Consider the following 24,432-nt stretch of genomic DNA (forward strand, 5'->3'; position numbering starts at 1 on the left):
TAAACATAACAGGGACAGCAATGCAGAGCTTTTTGGGGGACTGGAGAGCGAAACAGATCCATGTTGGGGGCGTGAAAGAAGGGACGCAGTCACGGCATGAATCTGGGGGAGTTTCAGTTAATATAAAGCTGACAGCATCGGTTCATGGAGAATGGGGACGGGAACAATCGGTGGTGTATCGCCCGGTGTATTACCACTTTAATTTCCTGTTTGTGGGAGAAGTGGATGAACTGCACATGTATGGCGGGGTGATACGAGCAAGCTTTGGGCTTGGGCGGATACGGAAACTGGTGTTGCATCATAAGGTAGATACAGGAGATCAGAGTGGAGGAGGGGCTGGGATAACGTTCCCATTGAGCCCATCAGCGGTGAGCAGTGGAGTGATGGATAACATCAAATCACTTTCTGTGAGTATAAGCATGGGCGGTATGGTACGCTTAAACGGAGGGCGATGTGTGTTTGACGTGCCAGGAATCAAAGTTGATGATTGGATAGATCTGGACATGCCTGCGGTTCAATATGATACGCGGACAACCATTACAGCAACGGTGAACAATACAACCTTAGGAGATGCCGCCCCCACAGGTACAACAGCGATAGGAAGTATTGGGATGCAGGTAGGAGATGTTCCCGTTCATATGGACGTCCCCAGTGGAATCGTGCCTGGACACGAAGGACGAACACATGCTTGGCATGATCATCGATATGCACAGTTAGAGGCAAAGGCATTAAGAGCACAGCGTTTAACAGCGGATGAGCAGAAAGAGCTGGATAGCTATCGAAGGGAAATCGAAGCCCAAAGAGCGGCGGAAGCAGCAGAGAGAGCCGCGCGTCAACAGGCAGAAGTTGATCGAAGGAAGGCAGAGGCTAAACAGCTGGTCGAAGAAGGAATAGCAAAGGAGAAAGCAGAAGAAAAAAGAAAAGAGCTGTTGAGGTCTAAACAGCGTGTTGGAACGTTAACCCTCGATGAGCGAGATGAACTGCAAGACATGTTAGATCGTGACGCCGCACAAAGAGCAGCACAACCCGCCGCCGCCGCAGCTGCTGCAGCAAGTGCCCCACAACATGTGGATCCGTTGGGGGATATTAACACGAACAATCTAACGCCATCTGATCGACAGAAAATCCAAGAGATGTCGGATCGATACATTGGGTTGCCGGGGGAAAAAGCCGCAAAGGTAGAGCAAGCACAGCAGATGTTGGCGTATTTGAAAAGCCAATTACCCACAGATAAAGCAGATCAAGCGTTTCGAGTATTGGCAGAGAAGGGGATCTTCAATCAAGTGCTTTTGGCATCTGCCGGTTCTTTAGCAGGATTAGGAGCTGGAGTTGGAATAACATTAGAAGTAGTAGGTGGAATAGTATTAGCGCCAGAAATAGTGATGGGTGCGTTGATAGCTGGAGGAGTATATGTAACATATGAGATTGCAACGTATCTGATAGATAAGATACGATCTACGTCTGGCGATGCTGCTGCGAGAGACGCTGAGGATACCTTTGAACGGCGGAGACACGAAGGAGATAGATCCCGATCTGCTGCAGTACCAAGAGCAGGTTCTCAGTCAGCTGCTGCAGGTGGTAATCCTGATCCGGATGATGATTTAACGAAGTGTCCAACGGAACCGTTTAATCCGAAGGCTAAAGAAAATTATACAACATCAAAAAATCACAGATCTTTTGGTAAGTTTGTTAAAGGAAAAGACGGGTTTTGGTATACCAGAGATTTGGCAGGGCATGGCGATTCGGCATGGAAACGTTATGTAGAAAAAGCGTCTGGATTGGAACATGATGCTGATCTTGATAAGTGCGGTAAAATAATCCCTAAGCATAAGGGGCCCAAAGGAAAAAATATCCCTTGGAAAGAGTTAAGTTAAAGGAATACACATGAGTAAGATAGAAGAGATAGTTATATTATTACCCAACATATTTAAGTCTGCTTCTTTTTATAAGAACGAATACGCTTTAAGAGTGCTTTTAGAAGACACTAGCTTTAGTCCATATTCCCTTTTTCAATCGATTCACAGGGCAAAAGATATTTTATTGTCTATGTTTTTAAATGACTCAGATATTTATTACATCAAGGTTCGTAGAATGAATGATATAAGTAGGTTAGAAGTATTCAATGATGATGTAAATGACTCTGAATATTTAGAAAAAATCGTAAAACCTTATGAAAAGTTTGAAGAGGATTTTGAAGATTTTGGGTGTGTTTATGCACAATATTCAATGTACAAAGCAAAAAAAACTGAAAAAATAATAATAGATCTATTGTGGGACCCACTAGCAACAACATTTCATGAATCCCTTTCTTTTACTACAGAAAATGACTATGAGATCTATTTCATTAGTCCTGATAATGTCTGGTCTTTTTATCCTTATGATAATCGAGGAGCAGATATAATATGTAAAGATTTAACTACCTACAGAGAAACTTATAAGAAGTTAGAACCCTATCTGTTTGAACATGATATTGAGCTTATGAAAAAACGCCTTCAGTATTAGTCATCAAATTGATACTGTGGAGCGTCCTTATATTTGGGAGTCAGGTTCAGATTTTGCTAAAAGATTGCTGGATGCCGAATATGGAAAAGGTAATTATAAAACGGGAACAAACTCAGATTTCAATAAACTAAAAAAATGGGGTAATCGTGGATTTGAACTCCCTAAATGTAGTAAAAAATCGAAGAAATAGAAAGGATAGAAATAATGGAATATGTTTATCGATTGACGCATGAGATTGATATTACAGAGGAACCCGAAAAAGATGATTGGGTTGACATTGGTGTGTATTCTACCCAAGAGAAAGCCGAAAAAGCGTTAGAAAAATATAAAAAGTTAGCGCGTTTTACCGATTATCAAGATGGCTTTAATATCGATAAATATAAAATCAATGAAGATAATTGGACTTCAGGTTACGCAACAGTTTGGTATTAAAGGGTGAAACTATGAAAACAGTATTACAATTATTTCATTACAGTCGAAAAGATGATAGGGATAGCGCAAAGCTAATAGGTTTTTACGATTCAAAAGAGGAGGCTGAAAAAGCAATTGGACGGGCTGTAAAATTAGATGGATTTTGCGATTGTCCAGAAGGCTTTGTAATTCAAGAAATTGAAATTGATAAAGATCTGATTCCTTGTGAAGATTAGATGTAATAATCAGAACTGTTAGAGAAGCGGAAAGCCAGAACTCTGACACCAGAGGAAGCGGAAGAGTTGCAACCGATTCTAGACCGCGAAGCAGCAGAGAGAGCCGCGCGTCAACAAGCAGAGGTTGATCGAAGGAAGGCGGAAGCTAACCAGCTGGTCGAAGAAAGAATAGCAAAGGAGAAAGCAGAAGAAAAAAGAAAAGAACTGCTGAGATCTAAACAGCGTGTTGGAACGTTAACCCCCGATGAGCGAGACGAACTGCAAGACATGTTAGATCGTGACGCCGCACAAAGAGCAGCACAACCCGCCGCCGCCGCAGCTGCTGCAGCAAGTGCCCCACAACATGTGGATCCTGTTGATACTGTAGATAAAGCAAGATACTCTGATGAACATAAAGGCACAGCACGTGTATTTCTAACAGAGCAGCAATGGAGTGGTCTACTTTACGAGCTTGAAAATGGTGAGGTTAAGTTTCATGTAGAAAAAGACGGTTTTATACGGGTAGAAAGTAAGACAGCTGGAGAATTTTATACAACGGTACAAGATTTAGAAATAATGCAAGTTGGTCGTGCGCAAGGGTTACAGCACATTGATTTTGAAGTATTAGCATTAGGAGATCTTGGCAGACAAGCCGTTATGAAAGTTACGCAAAAAGCTTTGGAACGGATAGCTGCGAATAAGGCAAAGAGGATTGGTTCAAGACTTGGTACCAAAGCTCAACCGGCCGGCACAACCCCATTAGGGGTTGCAACCGCAGGCGAAGCCCGTGCTGCTGCTGCACCCGTAGTAGAAGCGGCTCCAGCTATAGAATCGACGGTGAGTGTAGGTGATGCGACGTTAAGAGCACCCTATAATCCACATAGGGCTAATAGCGCCAATGCACAAGCAGCTTTGAATCAAAAGATGAGTGCGCTAGAAAAAGCCGCCAATCTAGCAGAAAGAACAGAAACATTGCCCGATGGAAGGATTCGTTATTATGCGCAAGAACGGCTTTCTAGCACTCCTGGTGCTACTAGAGGAGCCTCTTTTGTAACAGAGTTTAATCCAAAGACGGGTCAAGTGCGTAGTTGGAATGAATGCTATGATCATTCTGGGAATGTTAATAGAGTACATCCAAAAGGAATAGATGGACAGACTCTAAAAGCGCCACATTATCCGATGACAAAATCAGAGTTAGAAAAGTTTCTAAAATTGGGGGAAAAGTAAAAATGAGCAATCAAAGAGTGCAGTTTGCTTTAGAATTGAAGAAGCGGGTATTACGTAAAGATAATTTGGACACCATAGCTCAGTTAGCTTATAAAACATACTTGATGTGGCCAGATTCCAAAGATGTAAAGTTTTTAAACTTATTATTGCATTTAAATAAAATGGAACTGGGAGAAGGTTTTCTTTACACTTACACAGAGTTAGAAAATATAGCTAATCAACTTATAGAAAATAAAGAAGTTGTTTTATAAAAGCTTTACGGAGAAATAAAAGCATTATTTAGCTTGAAATTAAAAACAAAGGACTTATTAAGTATAATATAAACAAATGGGTCCAGGGATCATCCCTGGTGGAACAATACGACGTTAGGAGAGTCTGCGCCCACGGGAACGACGGCGATAGGAAGTATTGGGATGCAGGTAGGAGATGTTCACGTGCATACGGATATCCCTAGTGGAATAGGTGGACACGAAGGACGAACACATGCTTGGCACAAGAGAACGTTTCAGGAGCTTGCAGCAAAAGCATCACAAAGAGAGCTAGACGAAGAAGAACTGAAACAGCTGCTACACAGTAAAGGGGAGTTGGAAAAAGCTGCTGAACGTCGAAAAGCAGAACTGTTAGAGAAGAGGAAAGCCCGAACTCTGACAACAGAGGAAGCGGAAGAGTTGCAACCGATTCTAGACCGCGAAGCTGCAGAACGCCATGCCCGACAACAAGCAGAGGTTGATCGAAGGAAGGCGGAAGAAGCGGAATTGCGTGCGAAAGCACGAGCTGAGGAAGAGGCACGACAACGAGAAGCCGCAGCAGAAAAAAGAAAAGAACTGCTGAGATCTAAACAGCGTGTTGGAACGTTAACCCCCGATGAGCGAGACGAACTGCAGGACATGTTGGATCGAGACGCCGCACAAAGAGCAGCACAACCCGCCGCCGCCGCAGCTGCTGCAGCAAGTGCTGGAGATGAAATGGAGGTTGTGCACGATTCATTGGACTATGTATTGGGATCACTTCACACACCTGAACAAAAGTTTAAAGTAGTTTGTGACATCTTGGGCGTAAAGACAGATGGATTTTCATTAGACGAGCTAATGGTGACGCATCCTGCTCTTCAAGACAAAGGAATATTGCGAAACGCAATCCATACTGCCGATAACTTTATGGCGGATAGTGCGAACTTTGTAGGGGATAAGTATCAAGACTTTAAAACAGCACATCCCGAGGCAGCTGCGGTCGTTGAGTGGTTTGCGACAAAGGGTATGACGGTGTTATACGCTGCGAGTCTGTGTACTCCCGGAGGTCGTATAGCTGCAGGTATCGTAGGGCTTTCGGATCTTACAGGGCTTACGGGCTATGCGAAAGAAAACTTAACAACATGGTTAAAGTCAGCTGGGTTTGAACGTTCCGCAGAGGGGATATCAGCGCTAACTATAGGAATGCTGCAATCCAAAGGGGGTAAAAAAATTGGTGCTAATTCCAAACTTCTGAATGATTTGGTCGGCAAGGTCAAACATGAAGTTGTTGAGAAATTCAAACACATAAGATACGTAGTACCCCGTGATTTTAAATTCCCAGAATTACTAACCGTGGGTAAGTTTAAAGGTCCAGAGTTCCCAACATTGAAAGAGCACTTTGGAAAGCATGGGTTAACAATGGAAACGTATTATGGTAATACTCTTAAAAACATTAGAGAATGTTGGACAGGAAAAGGGCTTAAAGTGAATTTTAGACATGATGGAGTTGATAAATTGGCGCATATAAAAAGAACAGGGACAGATAGTTTTACCTTAACAGTAACTACTCACACTCTTACACGAATCTATACCCATTTTGAGGGGGCTAAAGAAATCTATTTGTTAAGAAAAGGTATTACGTTGCCTAAGGGATTTTAAAAATGAAACAAAAAATAGATTTAGAAGTTCACTGGGAGCTACATACTCGTTTTAATAAACTTGGGCTTTACTATAGTTCTTTTGTTCATTTAAGCAATTTGTATCATTACTATAAATACTATGATAAAAAATTACCTGATAATATTCTTTCGAGTTTCTGTATGCCAATTTCCGAAGAAATGATTAATGATATTCATAAATCAATTAATGTTGATTATAAAAAAACACAACGAATAATTTCTATAGGACAGTTCTGGTTAGATGATGAATGGTTATTGATGTTTAGTTTGAGATTTGATATTGAGTTCATCAAAGATTTTCTACTGGACAAAGGGTTACCGTTCCCAGACTTGGATTTACATGGGTTATGTGAAGAGATGAAAGCAGCTTCATTAGTTGGCAAGAAGAATAAACAACAATTTCAAAGTGCCGTAAATGCCATAACAAAAAACTCATCGCTGCCATTTCTGGATATTTGGTTTGAAGCAGACCAACATCCCAGGCAGTCGATTCCAAACGATGAGGAGGTTAAATAAAGACAGTGTTTAAGTTGAAATTAAAAACAAAGGACTTATTAAGTATAATATAAACAAATGGGTCCAGGGATCATCCCTGGTGGAACAATACGACGTTAGGAGAGTCTGCGCCCACAGGAACGACGGCGATAGGAAGTATTGGGATGCAGGTAGGAGATGTTCCCGTGCATATGGATATCCCTAGTGGAATAGGTGGACACGAAGGACGAACACATGCTTGGCATGATCATCGATATGCACAGTTAGAGGCAAAGGCATTAAGAGCACAGCGTTTAACAGCGGATGAGCAGAAAGAGCTGGATAGCTATCGAAGGGAAATCGAAGCCCAAAGAGCGGCGGAAGCAGCAGAACGCCATGCCCGACAACAGGCTGAGGTTGATCGACGGAAGGCGGAAGAAGCGGAATTGCGTGCGAAAGCACGAGCTGAGGAAGAGGCACGGCAACGAGAAGCAGCAGCAGAAAAAAGAAAAGAACTGCTGAGATCTAAACAGCGTGTGGGAACGTTAACCCCCGATGAGCGAGACGAACTGCAAGACATGTTAGATCGTGACTAGGGACACTTCCAGGGATTTTTAGCACTGTGCTTTTATATCATTCCTATAAAATCACTTGAATCTTTGATTCGTTTTTGTTCTGATGCAATTTAGTATAAAAGGTAAATTTAATGATTAATATTACAACGCTTTCTAATGGATTTCGTATTGCAACAGATTATATTCCCCATGTAGAAACTGCCTCAATTGGCATATGGGTTAAATGTGGTGCACGCAAAGAAACAGTTGAAACAAACGGGATTGCTCACTTTTTAGAGCATATGGCATTCAAAGGAACAGCCACCCGAACCGCAAAAGAAATTGCAGAATCAATTGAGTCTGTGGGTGGATATTTAAATGCGTATACATCACGCGAAGCAACGGCATATTATGCCCATGTGATGAAGGAAGATGCTCCATTGGCATTGGATATTTTGCAAGACATTTTAAACAACTCAACCTTTGATCCAGAAGAAATGGAAAAAGAACGCGAAGTAATTTTACAAGAATTGGGGCAATCTTACGATACCCCCGATGATATTATTTTTGATTACTTTCAAGAAACGGCGTTCCCCAATCAGTCGATGGGGCGCCCAATTTTAGGACCAGCGTCTAATATTAAATCTTTTGATCGAAACATGATTGCAAAATTCATGGCAGATCATTATTGCCCCAGTCGCATGGTTTTGGCGGCTGCAGGAAACATTGACCATGATGCATTGTGCAAATTAGCAGAAGGGTATTTTGGAACTCGCAAAGTGTTAACCCATGAAGATCCAGCTCCATCAGTATATACGGGGGGGCATTTTTACGAAAACCGTACATTAGAGCAGGCTCATGTTGTGATTGGTATGGGGGGTGTTAGTTCCCACAATTCTGACTATTACACCATGAATATTTATTCGGGGATATTGGGTGACGGTATGTCGTCGCGTCTATTCCAAGAGATCCGTGAAAAGCGTGGCTTGGTGTATTCCATTTATAGTTTTCATTCATCCTATTCAGACACGGGAACATTTGGAGTATATGCAGGATGCGACCCACAAAGGGTTCCTGAATTAATTCCGGCTGCTTTAAATGAATTAAAACAGTTTCCACACACATTAACGGCTGATGAAATTAGAAAAGCTAAAAATCAGTCGAAAGCACGCTTGACTATGTCAATGGAAAGCACGTCTGGACGGTGTCAACGTCTGGCCAATCAACTGTTAATTTTTGATCGTGCGATTCCACTGAATGAAATTGCTGCAAAAATTGAATCCGTAACACAGGCTGATATTGCAGAGTTGTCTTCAAAAATACTGCATACACCGGCTATATTAACGGCACTTGGAAAAGATTTAAGCCTTCCGTCAGTTGATGACATTAGTGTGATGTTGAGAGGCTAACTTAACATGACCTATTGCGTAACAGGAGCCTGCATTAATTGTAAATACACCGACTGCGTTGTTGTGTGTCCGGTGGATTGCTTTTACGAAGGTGAAAATATGTTGGTCATCAAGCCAGAAGAATGTATCGATTGCGGGGTGTGTGTTTCAGAATGCCCCGCAAACGCAATTATTGCAGATACCGAACCTGGTGCGGAAAAGTGGGTTGAAATTAATGCACAATACGCCAATCAATGGCCAAATATTCGCAAATTAAAACCCGCCCCTGCTGATGCTGATGAATGGTTAAATGTGCCCAACAAATTCGAAGATCACTTTAACCCCAATCCTGCTAAACAGTCATGAGCCCAATTAAGCCCCATCAAAATCATTCTGTTTTATATGTGTGGGCAACCCCCGGCGCTGCAAAAGATCGCCTTGGGGAAATTGTCCTGGATGCTGATCAACACCCAAACCTTAAAGTATATGTGACCGCCATTGCTGAAAAGGGGCTTGCGAACAAAGCAATTATTGCGCTGTTATCTAAAAAGCTTGGTATTGCAAAATCATTGTTTGAAATTATTGTGGGTGAAAAAGATCGCCATAAACGCATTTTAATTCAGGTTCCAGTCGATGAGTTAGAACGTTCGTTAAAAGCAGCGACCGGGTCTTTGTTTTAAAAAATCAATCGATGTATTCATTAATTCATCGAATGATTTCAATGTTACCCACTTAAGGCACATATAACCACTTTATGTGAATCTAGCTATATAATGCGTGTTAATCTAAATCTAACCTAACGAATGCAAGGGTACGTTGCCGTTGTGGTGGTGGCGGGGATGATCACCAAGACTTCCGGCATCAGGAGGATCCAGACACGGGCGCGGAACTTATCCCACACTTCAAAATTCAACATCAAATCACGTTAATCCCAATTTTCTTGAATTCTTATTGTTCAGGAGCAGCTTTAAGTTCTCAAATAACACTTGATCTTTATGCATAACATTATATTCTAAAAAAGAGATTTACGCACGCATTTGAGATGAAACCGCTTATTATTTTATTATTAAGCACCTTACCCATATCCTATGGAAGCTCCTTGGAGGCTACGGTGAAGGATGCTTCCTTTATGCTAGGACTCGTTCCGCCAGGGCAGGGGGTCTCTGCAAGTAATTCATCTCTCTCAAAAACGTCTTACCTTTCGCCTCCCTTTAAAGCTGTTGAAAATAATGGCACTCATTCAATACTGCAGATATTTGCGATTCCAGACTCACCTGAGGACTGTCTTGATGGAGTTTGGTACGATCCAAGCAAACAGCAGTCGTATCTTCGTGTGAAAATTATGACATCAGCCAAAAAGGGCGGAGCAAATAATGCAATCATCAGGTTGCTTTCTGAAAAATTAAAGATCGATCAAACAAAAATTTATATCTCTGGAGGTGAAAAGATTCCCTACAAAGAAATTATTGTGCCGTTATCAATAGGTGAGTTAGAGCGTTTTCTGAGAATGACCAACAACGGTAAGTGATATACTATCGATTAGAGTAACGATACGTTGCTTGTGTATCGTGCTTGATCGTGATCGTTTTATCTATGGCGCGCTTTGACGGGCAGTAGAATTGTCTCCGAAGCATCGCGAAAAATTCATTTTTCTTCTTTCGAGCTCCTGTGCACACTTTATCTGCTATTCAGCCACCTCAGATATGAGGTTCAAGAGCCCAATTTACCCGATCTGCGTAGAGAGACTCTTTGCAATCTGATTAACAAATTATCCTGATCAGTACCCCGGAGTGCTTAGCCTCACATTTTTCTGTAAATGCCACGTTACAAAAATCTTCCAGTTATTCATAAACTGTTAAGCTTTGTACGTTATAGTATTTTTAGTGCACTCTTACATTGTTATTTTAGCCCACCGTTTCGTGAAGAAATGACGGATCGCTTCGTCTATTATTTTCTCGATTCAGGAGGTGGGTGTTGTCCCCCCACCCTGAGGTCACGAAGGGTGATAGGGTGGGGGGTGGCGCGAAAAAAAATTAAACATGTGTTAACCTTTATTAATTTTGCATTAATTACCCAGTAATCAGCTAAAATGACGCTCGTTGCCTAATAATTATAGGATGCTGAAATCATCACCTCTACATCATGATCCCCCTTTAACGCGTGGGGAATGTTTCTTTCGCCAACATATGTATTTGCATTGTGATGAATCAATTTTGCGTGCAGGGTTATGGGGTTTACAGGATCAGTCCATTCAACACCTGCGTGCCCAGAAAAATGCCCATAGTGGTTGATTACAACACCAACATCAAATTCAAACATGCCGTATATGCTGGTGGGCAGAGCGTATCGAATGCTTGGAGTAATTTCCACAGACTTAGAGGGGTAATAGACAGTTTCCACCCCCAAATTAACCCACAGGTTTGGATTGATTTGATATCCGGAAATAACTTCTAGGGACAAACCATTACGAGTGAAATAAAAATTCACATCGGGTAATCGAACACCGTTCCACGTAAATGTTCGTACGGTTGGGTCGCCTGTTTTAATAAAATCGTAATATCCCTTTAAAAAAGAATATGTCGTGCTGCTGCACAATAGGGAGACAAGCCCACCATATTGAATGTTATCCATATTAAATCCTGGATGATACGATTTATAATGTTGGGTGATTTCGTAAATATCTCCAGTTTCATTATCGATAGCTCCGGATTTTGTTTTTGCTGTATAGGATGCTGGGGCAACTCTTCCTCTAAGGTACGCTCCAAAATAAGCGATGTGTCCATTAAAACGATATGTCCAATCGGCAATTTCGGAAGAAAGCCTGGATTCGTTATTCAGCCCCCCAGCACAAATGGGGAGTTTTTGCACATATTTTTGAGTGTTAAACGATCCGTGTGTTACGGCCCCTTGGTTAAACGCCATATAGTTTAGCGAATGAAAATAGCACCATAAAACAGAATCATCTCTCGTTTTTTGACCGGCGACAGTAATGTCATATCCATCAAAGGATGTTTTACAGAAAGCTCTCATCGCGCGGGCATGTCCAAATTCATGGTATGCGGGTAAATATGGCCACCACTTTTCTTCTAATAACCAGTTGCTTGTCGCTGTATTAAAGTCTTTTCCAAGATAGGGTATATGTAAAATGATATCGGCTATAGCTAATGCCGTTCTAGAAGTTTCACCAGTTGTCATTTTTGTGGCTTGGTCGAACACCCAGCTATACCCCTGTATAGTTGTTAAGGGTAAATGCTTCATACCCTCGTTAGAGTTAAAGTTTTCATCATATCCCAAAGATAAGGTGATGCGTCGTTTAGGTGATGGTGCAGGTTCTGCTGTGAGTGTTGACAGGCTAGTGAGTAGTAAAAGCCCCCAATATAGTTTCTTCCAACTGTTCATTTTTATTCCTTTTGTTAACAGCAGGATATGAGAGTTTCTGTATGTTTTCAATACTTTTCGCACAGCCAAATTGAACGGAGAGAAAACCAGTCTTTGGATCTGTTGTTGTATAGATGCACTGAGCACAAACCTGTTTCATCATGCATTGCAAATGTGTGTGGACAAAGGTATAGCACGGTATGTGGAGTGTTTTAAAAGTGTGTTTAAATAGCTCAACAAAATCAAGACTACCTGTGATAAAAACAGCATTAAACCCATCAAAATCGGCAAGCGTGATATCGCGTATTTCAGCAACAATTTGATGATAAGAATTACAGATGTGATTCATAATAGGGGATATTACATCGACAGTAGCGTTGGGATCAGTGATAAACAATACGCGATGATCTGATGGAAATTTCAATGCGGAGCCTGCGGGTCCCATTAAAAATACTCGTTCATTCAATTGTAGTTCATACAATTTGCGGGTTGTTGCTCCAACGATTTGAATGTTAAATTCTATATTGCCCGTGATGACATCTACATTTATTGGAGATAGTGGGATAGCCTCTGTAAACTCAGTCCCATAAGGTTGAAATTTAAAGAATTGCCCGGATTGATATGCACGTGCAGCAGCCGGTGAGTATATCGTTAAATGAACCCATTGAGAGTCCACACGCATATCCGTTATTGTGCTAACAAAATCATTCGCGATAAAATTTTTGAGATGCGGCGATGTTTGCATTAATTGCGCATGAATTTTTGGCGCAGCCATCTTTGCGCTGGCCAACGCTTTAACCACGCTGCCAGAATAGTTAGGGTGTAAATCACCAAGGTACGATACATATCGACCGTCTTCTGTTGCAGATACAAAAAAAGAATCTGATGAGATCGCCTTGAAAAAGTGTCCGTCTAATTTCAAATCTGGAAATTCCTGTGCCAGAACGGTATTGGGCTTTGTTCCCGCTGCTACTAATAGTGTTTTTAATGCAATACTCTGTGATTGTCCGTCGACATTAAATTCTACCGACGTTAAACGACCAGTGTCGTCTGCGATAATCTTAAGAGGGGTTGCGTTCTCCACCAGTCGAACTCCTTCCATCAGTGCGCTTTTTAGTTCATGCGGGTTTAATCGATACGATGGAGCATCTTGAATACGTTTTCGATAATAGACCGTAACTCCGCCCCATTCATTCAGAAAGGGCAGATAATTGGGTTGCCGATTCTCATGTTTAGCTAACAACGTTTCATCGAACAAAATCTTTCCATGACTTAAAAAAGTTTCTGCAACAGCGGGGTCGGCCTTTAACAGTTCGTTAGCTTTCTCAATTCCATCTCGATCGACGATTGCTTGATAGCGTTGATAGAAATTCATCACTTTGTGGGGATAATAGGCTAGGGCTTCAGTTGCTGTATCAACGGCGGTTAATCCTGCGCCAATTACAGCCAAAGGCAATTGGATGCGAAGTGTAGTTTTTGAATCAAATTTTGCAGCATCCCCTAGATGAAGCGCCATTAAGAAATCGGAGGCTAAGCGTACCCCTGGGATTGTCATGTTTTCTAGCGACAATAAAGTGGGTGAACCTGCGCCTAAACACAGTGCAACATGATCAAACCCATGTTCGTAAAAAGCACCCTTCAACGTCATGTTGCTGCCCAAACGCACGCCATCCAAACATTGATACAAAGATCGGCGTTCTAGCAACAACCGTATCACGAATAAAAAGTTCTTTTCCCAACGTGCCGTGATGCCATATTCAGCAACGCCGCCAAAGCCTTTTGCATACCGTTCTGACAATCGTTCATAATGATCTGTAATATATTGAATCGGAATGGCTGGATCGTTTAAGTCGCGTGATAACGGTTCAATTTTTAACCCATCAATAGCAGTGACACGGTGACCTAACTGCATCATTAAATGAGCCAACGCAAAACCGGAGGGGCCTTGCCCAACGACCAGTACATGATATCCAGAATCTGGCGCGGGATAAGGTGCGTTTAGATTTAAAGGATTCCACCTGGTCAACAAGCTATAAATCTCAAATCCATAGGGCAGGGCTAATACCTGTTTTAATAATCGAGTTTCAATGGATGGAATATCCACAGGATCTTGTTTTTGGAAAATACAGCTGCGCGCGCAATCATAACAAATGCGATGTCCTGTTGCAGCAACCATAGGATTATCCAAGGTTACAACAGCCAATGCGGCAATCACTTGTCCATGCTCAAACAAGACATTCATTTCTGATATTTTTTGATCCAGCGGACACCCTGATAGCGGTTGACCTAGATCGTCATTTTTGAAGGTGCCTTCGGTTGATTTAAATCCAGTTCTGCAGGTGTCTTTTCCGCGGTCATGACATTTGATGCAATAAAATGCTTCATCCACAGCATGGGGCGAGCTGATGCCATTATCGGTGACATCAAATCCTGTTCGAGGTTTTATCGTTGGCGATGTGATACCATGCTGTAAATCCCGCTGTATTGGAAATCGCTGTTGTGGATTTATCGGTTGAGGTTTCTTAAATAAAAAACCATGCTCATGACGCTGTTGTCCTTCCTTCGAATAGTATGCCCACGCTGCATATTGACGAAATAACAGTATTGCTTCTTCGTCTTGGCGGCTTAACGCGGCCAAACCTAAGCGTGCAAAGTAAACTTCATTCGTTGGATCAATCGATTGCCCTAAACGCGTTGAAAGCTGCAGCAATATTGCATTGCCATCAATTGACGCTGCGGATGAATAGGCATGCAATACCTCGCGTTGAATAAAATTACGCTTAAACTGACTGGCTAATCGAAACTGATGGTGATCATCATAATAGTCTTGTACGGCGTCGTGCAAATCAAACAGATCCACGATAAAGGATTCAATTGCCAGGGCTAACGGAATTAAGACATCGTTGTTATGGGGAGTCGTTTCATAAACCTCAGCATATAATTGCGGATCCGAACGGTTAAGATGCTGCAAGAAATGCTGGTGCAATACCGATAGCTTTTCACTATCGTATAAATCCTGCCACTGAAAGCCAAACTTTAACGTCATCGGATAATCTCGAGATATAACTGGTCTGATGCAGTGTTACCATATTCAGGGGGAATAATGCCAGAAGTATGAGTTTTTTACTCAGAACTCTGCTGTTGGCAACGTGCCGTTGCATCCATTAAGTTGGATCCGATGTGATTGGACGCGGTTTGCAAACAAAAACGTTAAGACAGTTCAAAAATTTGAATGGTTATAAACGTATTATCTAATGGATGCAGTGTCACGCTACTGGCATGTTGCCGCGTTGCGCATTAATAAAGGTTAAGATTAAGTTAACGCGATTTTTTTACCACCCCCCGCCCCAGTCACCCTCAGTGACCTTCGGGTGGGGGGACAAAACCCACTCCCTAAATCGAGACTAAATAGACGAAGCAATCCGTCATTTCTTCGCGAAACGGTGGGCTAAAATAAACTATGTAAGTGCACTAAAATTACTATATCGTATAAACGTTAACAAAGAATTGACAAAAAACTTTTTTGCATCGGGGATGATCCCTGGATCCAATAGATTGAATTTTGAAACCTTGTGTCTGTGTGAATCGGATCTGACCTAATGGATGCAACGGCACGTTGCCTATCTCCAGGGGAATTTAGATTTATCTTCTGTTTCTTGTAGAATTTTTACAGAGCCATCGCTGTCTTTCCATAAGGCACAGCCGCCTTTGATGATTGTTCCGTCGTGCATGATAACGCTCTTAACTTTAGGAAACCCTATCACGCTAACAATGGCATCTTTTTCTGCGGGGTGATTGATGTCGGTAATTACAGCGACGTTAAACTGTTTGTTTTTCACAAACGGCTGAATCATCCAGCCCCAATTCGTTGGCGTAATCCATTGAGAGTGTGCTTTTGATAATTTTATTAAATCGGGCAGTCCGGCTATACCTTTCCAATCTTGGCTGACAAAGTTGGGTCGCCCTGTTGGGGTTAGCAATACCGATTCGCCCGCCATGATTCCGATGCGGGATTGATCGTTAGATGCCATTAGAAAGATATCTTTTTTGGGTAAGAAAAATGCAAAGATAACTGCGGGTATGCCTAACCAGCGCCAGCGATGTGTCCAGATCAACCACCAGAATGATCCTGCAAGAATCAGCGTCATAAACCATCCGCTGCGAACACCTACGGGAACATACGTTCCTGGCCAACTGTTGATGGTGTTTGCCAGTTGCATTAAGACTTGGCAACCCCAGCTCATAACCAACAGGGGAATACCATGCAGTCCAAATGGCATGCCGATCACAACTAGAATCGCTAAAGGCATAATCCAAAATGACATCAGCGGAATGGCGATTAAGTTGGCTTCAATGCTGTGCCATGAAAAGCGATGAAATGTATGCATAATAAACGGTAATGTCGCCATGCTTGCAATTAATGAGCTTAGTGCAGAGCCCGCAATGTAGACAGCAAACTTTTTATACCAGGGTGTATCTTTTTTTGCATACATGTTCCAAGAGCGTTCTCTGAAATATTCATAGGTTCCAATCAGCCAAATGACCGCTGCAAATGACATTTGAAAACTGGGGCTGTACATGGATTCAGGTCTGAGCACCAATACGACCAAGGCTGCCCAAGCCACTGATCGTAATGAAATGGGGTCGCGATCCCAAATGATGCCGCCCATAATTAAGCTAAACATAATAAATGATCGTATCGTTGGGATTCCTTCACCGGAAATCTTTAAATAAAAATAACTGCATAAAATAGCTAACGCGGCTGCGATTTTCTTTAATGGCCAATGCAGGGCGATTTTTGTTGAAAATCCTAAACCCCGCCTGAATATTAAAAACATCATGCCGCCAATCAAGCTTAAATGTAGTCCTGAGATAGCTAAAATATGGGCAATCCCCGATCCCGCAAAGTCATCGCGGATAGATTTGCTAATCCCGCTAACGTAACCAGTGGTAAGTGCGATGGCGATTTCACCAGGCTGACCAAGACCTTCGTCGCGCATTTTTTTTGTAATGGTGTATCTCAATTGTTCAAACACTCCAAACTCTTCCTTAGGTTCGTATACCCAAATGGATGATGTGCCGCCAAATCCTGTGGCCTCAACACCTTGAAAAAATGACCAAAATTGAAAATCATAGTTTAATGGAGTTTCCCTGGGAGGGATAGGTGTAAGTCTAACATAGGCTCTGATTTGAACGCCTGGACGCAGTTTAGACATCATCGTTTCATTAAGTCGATCTTTCTTGTGTCTAAAGTTAACACGAATTCTGTTAAATGATCGATCTTTGCCTTTTACGTCATCTAACAATAGCCTGATTTGTCCGTCCATAACATCAATGTTTTTAACGGTGGCTCTAATGCGTCCACCCCATTCTGAATCCAGTTTTGTATAGTGCGAAGCTATGTCTGTTGTTTTGTAACTTGATGCAAAGATGCCAAGCCCAATGCAGATAATCCCAAGTCCTGCGTATGCCCAAAGGCTTTTTCTCCCTATCGCAAAGATAGCAATGCCCAACCCAATAATCCAGTAAATTTGGGCAGAGTTCATGATAAGACCGGAAAAATAGCAATGAATCCCCAAACCAAACAGTATGGGTGACCATAAAAACCATCGATCGCGATCGTGAAGCCAAACGGACATTTTTAATTTTAGCATAACATGAGGCGGTTTGGCCGGGTAGAAAAGAAATCAAACGTGTGAAAATTATCCAAAAGTTTTAGATTGCGTTGTTCGCGTGAGAGGTTTATCTCAAGTTTTGAATGCGTGGGGTCAGCCTTACATCTGTGCAATTTAAGCAAATCGCGCTCCGATTTTTAGCAGTTGCGGTAGCTTTTTCGCGTAAAACGCTTTTGAACCAGCAATGCAAAATGCCCAAAATATTTTCAACAATCTTTCCGTTGTTCATAAACTGTTAATGAATGTCTGGTATGTTGAAAATAGGTAGGTAAGTTACATCGACAGCCAGGTCGGTGCGTAATAACCAACGACGAAATTATTGCAGAGTACTATGCAGTAGTATAGTCGAGATGGATTGAGGTTGGAATCTTAATTTGTTCATTAATCGAAAAAACTCAGTTTTTTTAGATTACCTTGGTTATTATGTTGAGGTGGTGGCGGGGTGGGCCGTGTGGAGTTTCATCGATGTTCAGGTGGGCCCCACTGTTAAGTGGGGCAGACAAAACTCTCTCAGTCTTAAAACTAAACACATATAAAGACGATTGCTCAACTCTTTCTTCTAATGGATCCCAACATAACGTCTCCACTCTCGAAACAAACCTCCATAAAAAATCTCAGTGCTGGATTTTATAACAGTAAAAAACCTGGGTTAATTTCATTTTCCATTCTCAAGTTATTAAGTTAAATATAAAAAAATATAAATAAAAAAATCTTTATGTTGAAATATGTTTAAAAATCTTATAAAACAAAAGGGATCACACTTGCGGGCGTGGTGAAATTGGTAGACACACTAGATTTAGGTTCTAGCGGCGCAAGCTGTGGGGGTTCAAGTCCCTTCGCCCGCACCAATCAGCAAGATTGTAATCTGTAACGTCAATAACATACTGAAAAATAAACAGGTAAACACATGAAATTAAGCACAGTAAAGTCAGAAGGTTTAAGCAAAGAATTTAAGGTTGTAATTCCAGTCAGCGATATTCAGCCGGTATTTGAGTCAAAGCTTGCAGCCTATGCAAAGAATTTTTCGATGCCAGGCTTTAGAAAAGGCAAAGTGCCAGCTCAACATGTGAAAGCACGTTATGGATACCGAGCTTTTCAAGAAGCTGCAGAATCGCTGATTGATACAACACAACGTCAGGCGTTAGAACAGGAAAAAATTAAAGCGCTAACTGCGCCTAAGGTTTCTGTATCTAAGCTTGAAAACGAAACGACAGAAATTGAATATACTCTGTCTGTGGATGTGATGCCAGAATTGCCAACATTAGATTTGAAAAATTTTAAGGCAGAAAAATTAGTTCCGGAAATTTCTGATAAAGATGTTCAATCGATGATCGAAGAACAATTTAAAGATTTTCCGATGTATAAAGACGCTGCAGCTAAAACAAAGGCTGCTTTAGGAAACGCTGTGCGTGCTGATGTTGTCTTTAAGGTTGATGGTAAATCTCAAAAACCAACAAAGGGTGCTCGCATTGAATTGGTTGAAGCACAAAAAGATGACAAGATTGTATCTGCCTTGATTGGTGCTGCTGCTGGCGATGAAAAGAACATCGCGTTTGACCCAATCGAAGAAAAAGGCAAAAAGAAAAACGTAGAATGCATCATCACTGTTTTGGCTGTTCTTGAAAAAACAGAGGTAAAGTTTGATGATGATTTTGCAAAAGAATTGGGTTTTGAAGGCTTCGCAGCCTTAAAAGAACATACGTTAAAAAGCATGACTGGCAGTGCCGATGCTAAATCTCGCGCATGTTTAAAGCGTGAATTGTTAGATTATATCGATTTACAAGCAACTTTCGAAGTTCCGTTTTCTATGGTTGAGGCAGAACTTGAAAGTATCGTTCGTCAAGTAAAGTCTGAATTGACTGAAACTGAAAAGAAAGAAACTAATGACGAAGCGTTGCGTACAGAATATATGGAAATTGCTAATCGCCGCGTGCGTTTAGGGTTGTTGTTATCTGATATTGGTAACAGCAAAAACGTTACAATTTCTAACCAAGAGCTTAGCCAAGAATTGTACAGAATTTCTGCTCAAACAGGAACAGATGTAAAAAAACTAGTGGATTATATTAAACAAAATCCAGCAGCATTAAACAGTATTCAGGCACCATTGTTTGAAGAAAAAGTAGTAGATGCTCTATTGTCAGAAATGAAATTGGCAGAAAAGAAAGTTTCACTGAAAGATTTAGACAAATACTACGATGATGTTTTATCATCAGATATGCCAGAAAAAGATAAAAAAGAAAGCGTATAGGCTTAGATTTTAATTATGGGTGTTTTTATAATGGACGATAAAATAATAAATCAATTGGTTCCAATGGTGATCGAACAAACATCTCGTGGGGAACGTTCGTTTGATATTTATTCACGTCTTTTAAAAGAGCGTATTATTTTTTGCGTGGGTGAAGTTGAAGACCACATGGCAAATCTTATTTGCGCACAATTATTATTTTTAGAATCTGAAAACCCTAAAAAAGACATTTTCTTATACATTAACTCACCGGGTGGAGCTGTAACGGCTGGATTGTCTATTTTAGACACTATGCGGTATATCCGCCCAGATGTGGCAACGGTGTGTCTAGGTCAAGCTTGTTCTATGGGATCCTTATTATTAACAGCGGGAGCCAAAGGAAAACGCTTTGCATTGCCGAATGCTCGTATTATGATTCACCAACCTCATGGTGGAGCCCGTGGTCAAGCAACAGATATCCAAATTCAAGCAGAAGAAATTTTGCGCATGCGCAAGATGTTAACGGATATTTATGTTGAGACTACAGGTCAAAAAATTGATGTAGTAGAAAAAGCATTAGAACGTGATACATTTATGGGACCAGAGCAAGCTAAGGCTTTTGGTCTAATCGATGATGTTATTCTTCAACGCCCTATTACAGCCGAAGCATAGAAACTTTTGACAAATTAACTTTTTGTTTGATAATTTGAGCGATTATGTGCTTAGTAATAGTTATAAAGCAAAATTTATTCTGGAATTAATATGGTAAAATCAAGCAAACCCGAAACAAAAAACGATCTGCATTGTTCATTTTGCGGTAAGGGGCAACGCGAAGTAAAAAAACTTATTGCGGGACCAAATGTATTCATTTGTGATGAATGTGTCGATTTATGCACTAACATTATTCGGGAAGAATTTTCATCGAAATTATTTTCCAAAAAGAATGAAGACTTAACTCCGTCAGAAATCAAACGTATTTTAGATGATTATGTCGTTGGACAAGAACGAGCAAAACGCGTAATGGCTGTTGCTGTATACAATCACTACAAACGTATTGCGCAAATGGATAAAGGCGTTCATGCTGATATCGAGTTATCAAAATCAAACATCCTGTTAATTGGACCGACTGGGTCTGGTAAAACATTGATGGCTCAAACGTTGGCACGCATTCTTGATGTTCCGTTTACAATGGCCGATGCGACGACGCTAACCGAAGCAGGTTATGTTGGTGAAGACGTTGAAAATATTATCGTAAAGCTTCTTCAGGCAGCCGACTATGATGTTGAACGCGCTCAACGTGGAATTGTATATATTGATGAAATCGATAAAATAAGCCGTAAGTCAGAAAACCCATCAATCACTCGGGACGTTTCGGGTGAAGGCGTGCAGCAAGCCTTGTTAAAAATTATCGAAGGTACTGTTGCTTCTGTTCCACCGCAAGGGGGGCGCAAGCATCCACAGCAAGAATTCTTACAGGTAGACACGTCTAATATTTTGTTTATTTGTGGTGGGGCATTCGAAGGTTTAGATAAGATTATTAGCAACCGTGGAAAAGAATCGTCCATTGGATTTGGTGCAAAAGTCAAAAGCCCAGATGAACGAAACATTGGTGAGTTGTTTGAAAAGTTAGAACCCGAAGATTTAATTAAATTTGGTCTTATTCCAGAGTTTGTTGGACGGTTGCCCGTTATTGCAACGTTAAGCGATTTAGATAAAGAGGCCTTGATTAAAATTCTAACTGAACCGAAAAATGCGATTTCAAAGCAATATCAAGCCTTGTTCCAAATGGAAGACGTTAAGCTAACCTTTGATGAAGGTGCGCTGCAAGCTGTTGCTAAAAAAGCCCTTGAACGTAAAACGGGCGCTCGTGGATTAAGATCTATTTTGGAAGAATCATTGTTGGAAACGATGTATGATTTACCAGATTATGAAAATGTTAACGAAGTTGTGGTAAACAAAGAAGTAATCGAAAATCAAGCACTTCCATACTTGATATATGCGGATTCAAAAAATAAGAAAAAAGGACAGCCAGTAACTTAGTGCGAAGGAGATTGCCATGGCACAGGAAATTATGCGACTGCCTTTATTGCCTTTAAGAGATGTTGTTGTTTTCCCAAAGGTGATCATCCCATTGTTTGTGGGGCGGGATCACTCTGTTAAAGCGATTGAAAAGGCTCTTGAAAATCAACGCCAAATTATTTTGGTGACACAAAAAGATTCGGAAACGATATCTCCAAAATTTTCAGATATCTACACTACCGGTATTTTAGCGACTGTATTGCAAATGCTAAAATTGCCCGATGGTACCGTTAAGGTATTGGTCGAAGGTGGTGAACGATTCAAAATTACGAACATGTTTATTGACGACGCTGGTTATGTGGGTGAAGGTATTCCTTTGCTGCAAGTATTGGAAAATACAACAGAACTAGAAGCGCTCAAACGCTCTGTTTTGGCATCGTTTCATAATTATGCTCAGTTTAATGAAAAAATCACGCCTGAAATACTGGCAACATTAGATACGATTGAAAACGCAGCGCAATTAGCAGACACCATAACGACATATTTAGAAATTCGCTTGCCTGACAAACAAAGAGTGCTAGAAATTCTTGACGTTCAAAAACGATTAGAACATCTGTTTGTTTTGTTAGAAGCAGAAATTACGTTGTCTCAGGTTGAAGACAAAATTCGTAATCGCGTTAAAGGGCAGATGGAAAAAAATCAGCGCGAATACTATCTAAACGAACAGTTAAAAGCGATTCATAAAGAACTGGGTGAAGAAGAGGAAGACGACGAGTTTACTCAAATTACCAAGCGCATTAACAAAGCAAAACTATCACCAGAGGCTAAGAAAAAAGCAGAGCATGAGCTTAAGAAATTAAAGTCTATGAGCCCGATGTCTTCTGAAGCTTCCGGGATTCGCAACTATTTAGATTGGTTATTGTCGTTACCGTGGAATGCTCCCAAAAAGCTTAAAATTGATTTGAACAAAGCTCAAAAAGCATTGGATGAAGATCATGAGGCTTTAGGAAAAGTCAAAGAGCGTATCTTGGAACATTTGGCAGTGCAATCGCGTTTAAAAAGTCAAAAGGGTCAGATCTTATGTTTGGTGGGTCCTCCTGGTGTTGGTAAAACATCGTTAGCTACATCTATTGCAAAAGCAGCGGGGCGTGATTTCGTGCGTGCTGCATTGGGTGGCGTCAGGGACGAATCTGAAATTCGCGGTCATCGCAGAACTTATATTGGATCGATGCCAGGTCGCATTATTCAAAGTTTGAAAAAGGTTAATTCATCAAATCCAGTTTTCTTACTGGACGAAATTGATAAGCTTGGGGCTGATTGGAAAGGTGACCCAACCTCTGCACTATTAGAGGTTTTAGATCCAGAACAGAACCATACGTTTAATGATCATTATTTAGAGGTTGATTTTGATTTATCAAAGGTGATGTTTATCGCAACAGCGAACACCTTAAACATGCCTCAACCACTGATTGATCGTATGGAAATTATACGGTTGTCAGGATATACAGAGCTTGAAAAAATTGATATCGCACAAAAGCATTTATTTAAACGCGCTGTGGAGTCCAATGGTCTAAAAAAAGGTGAGTTTGTTTTAGAAGATTCAGCCTTAACAGACATTGTTCGTTATTACACTCGCGAAGCCGGGGTGCGAAATTTGCAACGTGACTTGAATAAGATTGCCCGCAAAGCTGTGCGAATGATTCTAGAAAAGCAGACGGACAAAGTTGTTGTTACGTCTGATAATTTAAAAGACTTTTTAGGGGTTCATAAGTTCAAATATGGTGAACTTGAATCAAACGATCAAGTTGGTGTTACCACAGGGCTTGCCTGGACAGAAGTGGGTGGAGAGATTTTACAGATTGAAGCTGTCGTGACACCGGGTAAGGGTAAAATTACAATGACGGGTAAGCTGGGTGATGTCATGCAAGAATCTGTGCAAGCAGCCCATAGCTTTATTAAATTCAGGGCCGCTGAATTCGGCATTGATATTGCTCGATTTGAAAATTCAGATATTCACGTACATGTTCCAGAAGGGGCAACTCCCAAAGATGGACCGTCTGCAGGTATTACCATGTGTGTATCAATTGTTTCTGCGTTTACAGGAATTTCTGTACGTAAAGATATTGCAATGACAGGTGAGGTTACCTTGCGTGGTCGGGTTTTGCCAATCGGTGGGTTGAAGGAAAAACTATTAGCAGCCTTACGTTCGGGAATAAAGACAGTTTTGATTCCAGAAGAAAACGTAAAGGATTTGGAAGAAATTCCAGATACAATCAAGGGCGGCTTAGAAATTATTCCTGTCAGCCATGTCGATCAAGTTATTCAGCAGGCGTTAATTGAACAACCAAAATCCCTTGTAACACAGGATATTGTCATTGATAAAAAGCAAGGTGAAACGGTTTCAGTTGAGTCGTCATCAAAAAAAAGAGATAATGTCATTCGACATTAACCAAGTT

At 41.1% G+C, this 24,432-nt stretch carries 20 protein-coding genes and 1 tRNA gene; 18 read left to right on the top strand and 3 right to left on the bottom strand.

Going from position 1 to position 24,432, the window contains the following annotated elements; translation table 11 throughout:
- Positions 1-20 precede the first annotated feature (20 nt).
- The 13 genes from CPBP_RS04820 to CPBP_RS04880 all read left to right on the top strand — a co-directional run bounded on the left by CPBP_RS04820 (position 21) and on the right by CPBP_RS04880 (position 10,208).
- On the top strand, positions 21-1,874 hold the full coding sequence (locus CPBP_RS04820; protein ID WP_350331735.1) for a hypothetical protein: 1,854 nt from the start codon (positions 21-23) through the stop codon (positions 1,872-1,874).
- A 10-nt stretch (positions 1,875-1,884) separates the two neighbouring features.
- A complete protein-coding gene (locus CPBP_RS04825; RefSeq protein ID WP_350331736.1) occupies positions 1,885-2,502 on the top strand; it encodes a DUF3885 domain-containing protein in 618 nt (205 codons plus the stop codon).
- 204 nt (positions 2,503-2,706) lie between these two features.
- On the top strand, positions 2,707-2,934 hold the full coding sequence (locus tag CPBP_RS04830) for a DUF7336 domain-containing protein (RefSeq protein WP_350331737.1): 228 nt from the start codon (positions 2,707-2,709) through the stop codon (positions 2,932-2,934).
- Between the two features lie 11 nt (positions 2,935-2,945).
- The gene (locus CPBP_RS04835; protein ID WP_350331738.1) at positions 2,946-3,149 is read left to right on the top strand and encodes a DUF7336 domain-containing protein; all 204 of its coding nucleotides are present in this window, start codon (positions 2,946-2,948) and stop codon (positions 3,147-3,149) included.
- Positions 3,150-3,215: 66 nt separating this feature from the next.
- Positions 3,216-4,355: a hypothetical protein gene (locus CPBP_RS04840; RefSeq protein WP_350331739.1), complete on the top strand. Its 1,140-nt coding sequence runs from the start codon at positions 3,216-3,218 to the stop codon at positions 4,353-4,355.
- Positions 4,356-4,357: 2 nt separating this feature from the next.
- Positions 4,358-4,606, top strand: coding sequence for a hypothetical protein (locus CPBP_RS04845; RefSeq protein ID WP_350331740.1), 249 nt, complete (start codon positions 4,358-4,360; stop codon positions 4,604-4,606).
- A 162-nt stretch (positions 4,607-4,768) separates the two neighbouring features.
- Positions 4,769-6,244, top strand: a complete 1,476-nt coding sequence (locus tag CPBP_RS04850; RefSeq protein ID WP_350331741.1) for a cell envelope integrity protein TolA — start codon at positions 4,769-4,771, stop codon at positions 6,242-6,244.
- A 2-nt stretch (positions 6,245-6,246) separates the two neighbouring features.
- Positions 6,247-6,780 carry a hypothetical protein gene (locus CPBP_RS04855; RefSeq protein WP_350331742.1) on the top strand — a complete coding sequence of 178 codons (534 nt, stop codon included), beginning with the start codon at positions 6,247-6,249 and terminating at the stop codon, positions 6,778-6,780.
- A 143-nt stretch (positions 6,781-6,923) separates the two neighbouring features.
- The gene (locus tag CPBP_RS04860) at positions 6,924-7,334 is read left to right on the top strand and encodes a hypothetical protein (RefSeq protein WP_350331743.1); all 411 of its coding nucleotides are present in this window, start codon (positions 6,924-6,926) and stop codon (positions 7,332-7,334) included.
- 110 nt (positions 7,335-7,444) lie between these two features.
- The gene (locus CPBP_RS04865) at positions 7,445-8,701 is read left to right on the top strand and encodes a M16 family metallopeptidase (protein WP_350331744.1); all 1,257 of its coding nucleotides are present in this window, start codon (positions 7,445-7,447) and stop codon (positions 8,699-8,701) included.
- A 6-nt stretch (positions 8,702-8,707) separates the two neighbouring features.
- Complete coding sequence (gene fdxA, locus CPBP_RS04870) at positions 8,708-9,046, top strand: ferredoxin FdxA (RefSeq protein WP_350331745.1); 339 nt, start codon at positions 8,708-8,710, stop codon at positions 9,044-9,046.
- Positions 9,043-9,360: a DUF167 domain-containing protein gene (locus tag CPBP_RS04875; RefSeq protein ID WP_350331746.1), complete on the top strand. Its 318-nt coding sequence runs from the start codon at positions 9,043-9,045 to the stop codon at positions 9,358-9,360. The genes fdxA and CPBP_RS04875 overlap by 4 nt, the downstream gene beginning before the upstream one ends.
- A 362-nt stretch (positions 9,361-9,722) precedes the next feature.
- A complete protein-coding gene (locus CPBP_RS04880) occupies positions 9,723-10,208 on the top strand; it encodes an ACR/YggU family protein (protein WP_350331747.1) in 486 nt (161 codons plus the stop codon).
- Positions 10,209-10,783: 575 nt separating this feature from the next.
- Here the strand turns inward: CPBP_RS04880 and CPBP_RS04885 are convergent.
- The 3 genes from CPBP_RS04885 to CPBP_RS04895 form a co-directional block, all read right to left on the bottom strand.
- The gene (locus tag CPBP_RS04885; RefSeq protein ID WP_350331748.1) at positions 10,784-12,079 is read right to left on the bottom strand and encodes a hypothetical protein; all 1,296 of its coding nucleotides are present in this window, start codon (positions 12,077-12,079) and stop codon (positions 10,784-10,786) included.
- Entirely contained in the window at positions 12,033-15,104 is a 3,072-nt protein-coding gene (locus CPBP_RS04890) for an FAD-dependent oxidoreductase (RefSeq protein ID WP_350331749.1), read from the bottom strand. Before CPBP_RS04890 ends, CPBP_RS04885 begins: the two co-directional genes overlap by 47 nt.
- 574 nt (positions 15,105-15,678) lie before the next feature.
- Positions 15,679-17,697 carry a ComEC/Rec2 family competence protein gene (locus CPBP_RS04895; protein WP_350331750.1) on the bottom strand — a complete coding sequence of 673 codons (2,019 nt, stop codon included), beginning with the start codon at positions 17,695-17,697 and terminating at the stop codon, positions 15,679-15,681.
- A 799-nt stretch (positions 17,698-18,496) separates the two neighbouring features.
- On the opposite strand from CPBP_RS04895, the gene CPBP_RS04900 reads away from it, so the two are divergent.
- The 5 genes from CPBP_RS04900 to lon all read left to right on the top strand — a co-directional run bounded on the left by CPBP_RS04900 (position 18,497) and on the right by lon (position 24,425).
- A tRNA-Leu gene (locus tag CPBP_RS04900) sits at positions 18,497-18,581 on the top strand.
- A 59-nt stretch (positions 18,582-18,640) separates the two neighbouring features.
- Positions 18,641-19,981: a trigger factor gene (tig, locus tag CPBP_RS04905; protein WP_350331751.1), complete on the top strand. Its 1,341-nt coding sequence runs from the start codon at positions 18,641-18,643 to the stop codon at positions 19,979-19,981.
- A 30-nt stretch (positions 19,982-20,011) separates the two neighbouring features.
- Complete coding sequence (gene clpP, locus CPBP_RS04910) at positions 20,012-20,629, top strand: ATP-dependent Clp endopeptidase proteolytic subunit ClpP (RefSeq protein WP_350331752.1); 618 nt, start codon at positions 20,012-20,014, stop codon at positions 20,627-20,629.
- A gap of 90 nt (positions 20,630-20,719) precedes the next feature.
- Positions 20,720-21,997, top strand: coding sequence for an ATP-dependent Clp protease ATP-binding subunit ClpX (clpX, locus tag CPBP_RS04915; RefSeq protein WP_350331753.1), 1,278 nt, complete (start codon positions 20,720-20,722; stop codon positions 21,995-21,997).
- Positions 21,998-22,013: 16 nt separating this feature from the next.
- Positions 22,014-24,425 carry an endopeptidase La gene (gene lon / locus CPBP_RS04920; RefSeq protein ID WP_350331754.1) on the top strand — a complete coding sequence of 804 codons (2,412 nt, stop codon included), beginning with the start codon at positions 22,014-22,016 and terminating at the stop codon, positions 24,423-24,425.
- Positions 24,426-24,432: the final 7 nt, after the last annotated feature.

This window comes from Candidatus Bodocaedibacter vickermanii (genome assembly GCF_014896945.1).
Lineage (GTDB): Bacteria > Pseudomonadota > Alphaproteobacteria > UBA6184 > UBA6184 > Bodonicaedibacter > Bodonicaedibacter vickermanii.

Bases quoted from the DNA above. Each gene is read 5' to 3' on its own strand.
- CPBP_RS04820 (WP_350331735.1), top strand. From the start codon at position 21: ATGCAGAGCTTTTTGGGGGACTGGAGAGCGAAACAGATCCATGTTGGG.
- CPBP_RS04825 (WP_350331736.1), top strand. From the start codon at position 1,885: ATGAGTAAGATAGAAGAGATAGTTATATTATTACCCAACATATTTAAG.
- CPBP_RS04830 (WP_350331737.1), top strand. From the start codon at position 2,707: ATGGAATATGTTTATCGATTGACGCATGAGATTGATATTACAGAGGAA.
- CPBP_RS04835 (WP_350331738.1), top strand. From the start codon at position 2,946: ATGAAAACAGTATTACAATTATTTCATTACAGTCGAAAAGATGATAGG.
- CPBP_RS04845 (WP_350331740.1), top strand. From the start codon at position 4,358: ATGAGCAATCAAAGAGTGCAGTTTGCTTTAGAATTGAAGAAGCGGGTA.
- CPBP_RS04850 (WP_350331741.1), top strand. From the start codon at position 4,769: ATGCAGGTAGGAGATGTTCACGTGCATACGGATATCCCTAGTGGAATA.
- CPBP_RS04855 (WP_350331742.1), top strand. From the start codon at position 6,247: ATGAAACAAAAAATAGATTTAGAAGTTCACTGGGAGCTACATACTCGT.
- CPBP_RS04860 (WP_350331743.1), top strand. From the start codon at position 6,924: ATGCAGGTAGGAGATGTTCCCGTGCATATGGATATCCCTAGTGGAATA.
- CPBP_RS04865 (WP_350331744.1), top strand. From the start codon at position 7,445: ATGATTAATATTACAACGCTTTCTAATGGATTTCGTATTGCAACAGAT.
- fdxA (WP_350331745.1), top strand. From the start codon at position 8,708: ATGACCTATTGCGTAACAGGAGCCTGCATTAATTGTAAATACACCGAC.
- CPBP_RS04875 (WP_350331746.1), top strand. From the start codon at position 9,043: ATGAGCCCAATTAAGCCCCATCAAAATCATTCTGTTTTATATGTGTGG.
- CPBP_RS04880 (WP_350331747.1), top strand. From the start codon at position 9,723: ATGAAACCGCTTATTATTTTATTATTAAGCACCTTACCCATATCCTAT.
- CPBP_RS04885 (WP_350331748.1), bottom strand. From the start codon at position 12,079: ATGAACAGTTGGAAGAAACTATATTGGGGGCTTTTACTACTCACTAGC.
- CPBP_RS04890 (WP_350331749.1), bottom strand. From the start codon at position 15,104: ATGACGTTAAAGTTTGGCTTTCAGTGGCAGGATTTATACGATAGTGAA.
- CPBP_RS04895 (WP_350331750.1), bottom strand. From the start codon at position 17,697: ATGTCCGTTTGGCTTCACGATCGCGATCGATGGTTTTTATGGTCACCC.
- tig (WP_350331751.1), top strand. From the start codon at position 18,641: ATGAAATTAAGCACAGTAAAGTCAGAAGGTTTAAGCAAAGAATTTAAG.
- clpP (WP_350331752.1), top strand. From the start codon at position 20,012: ATGGACGATAAAATAATAAATCAATTGGTTCCAATGGTGATCGAACAA.
- clpX (WP_350331753.1), top strand. From the start codon at position 20,720: ATGGTAAAATCAAGCAAACCCGAAACAAAAAACGATCTGCATTGTTCA.
- lon (WP_350331754.1), top strand. From the start codon at position 22,014: ATGGCACAGGAAATTATGCGACTGCCTTTATTGCCTTTAAGAGATGTT.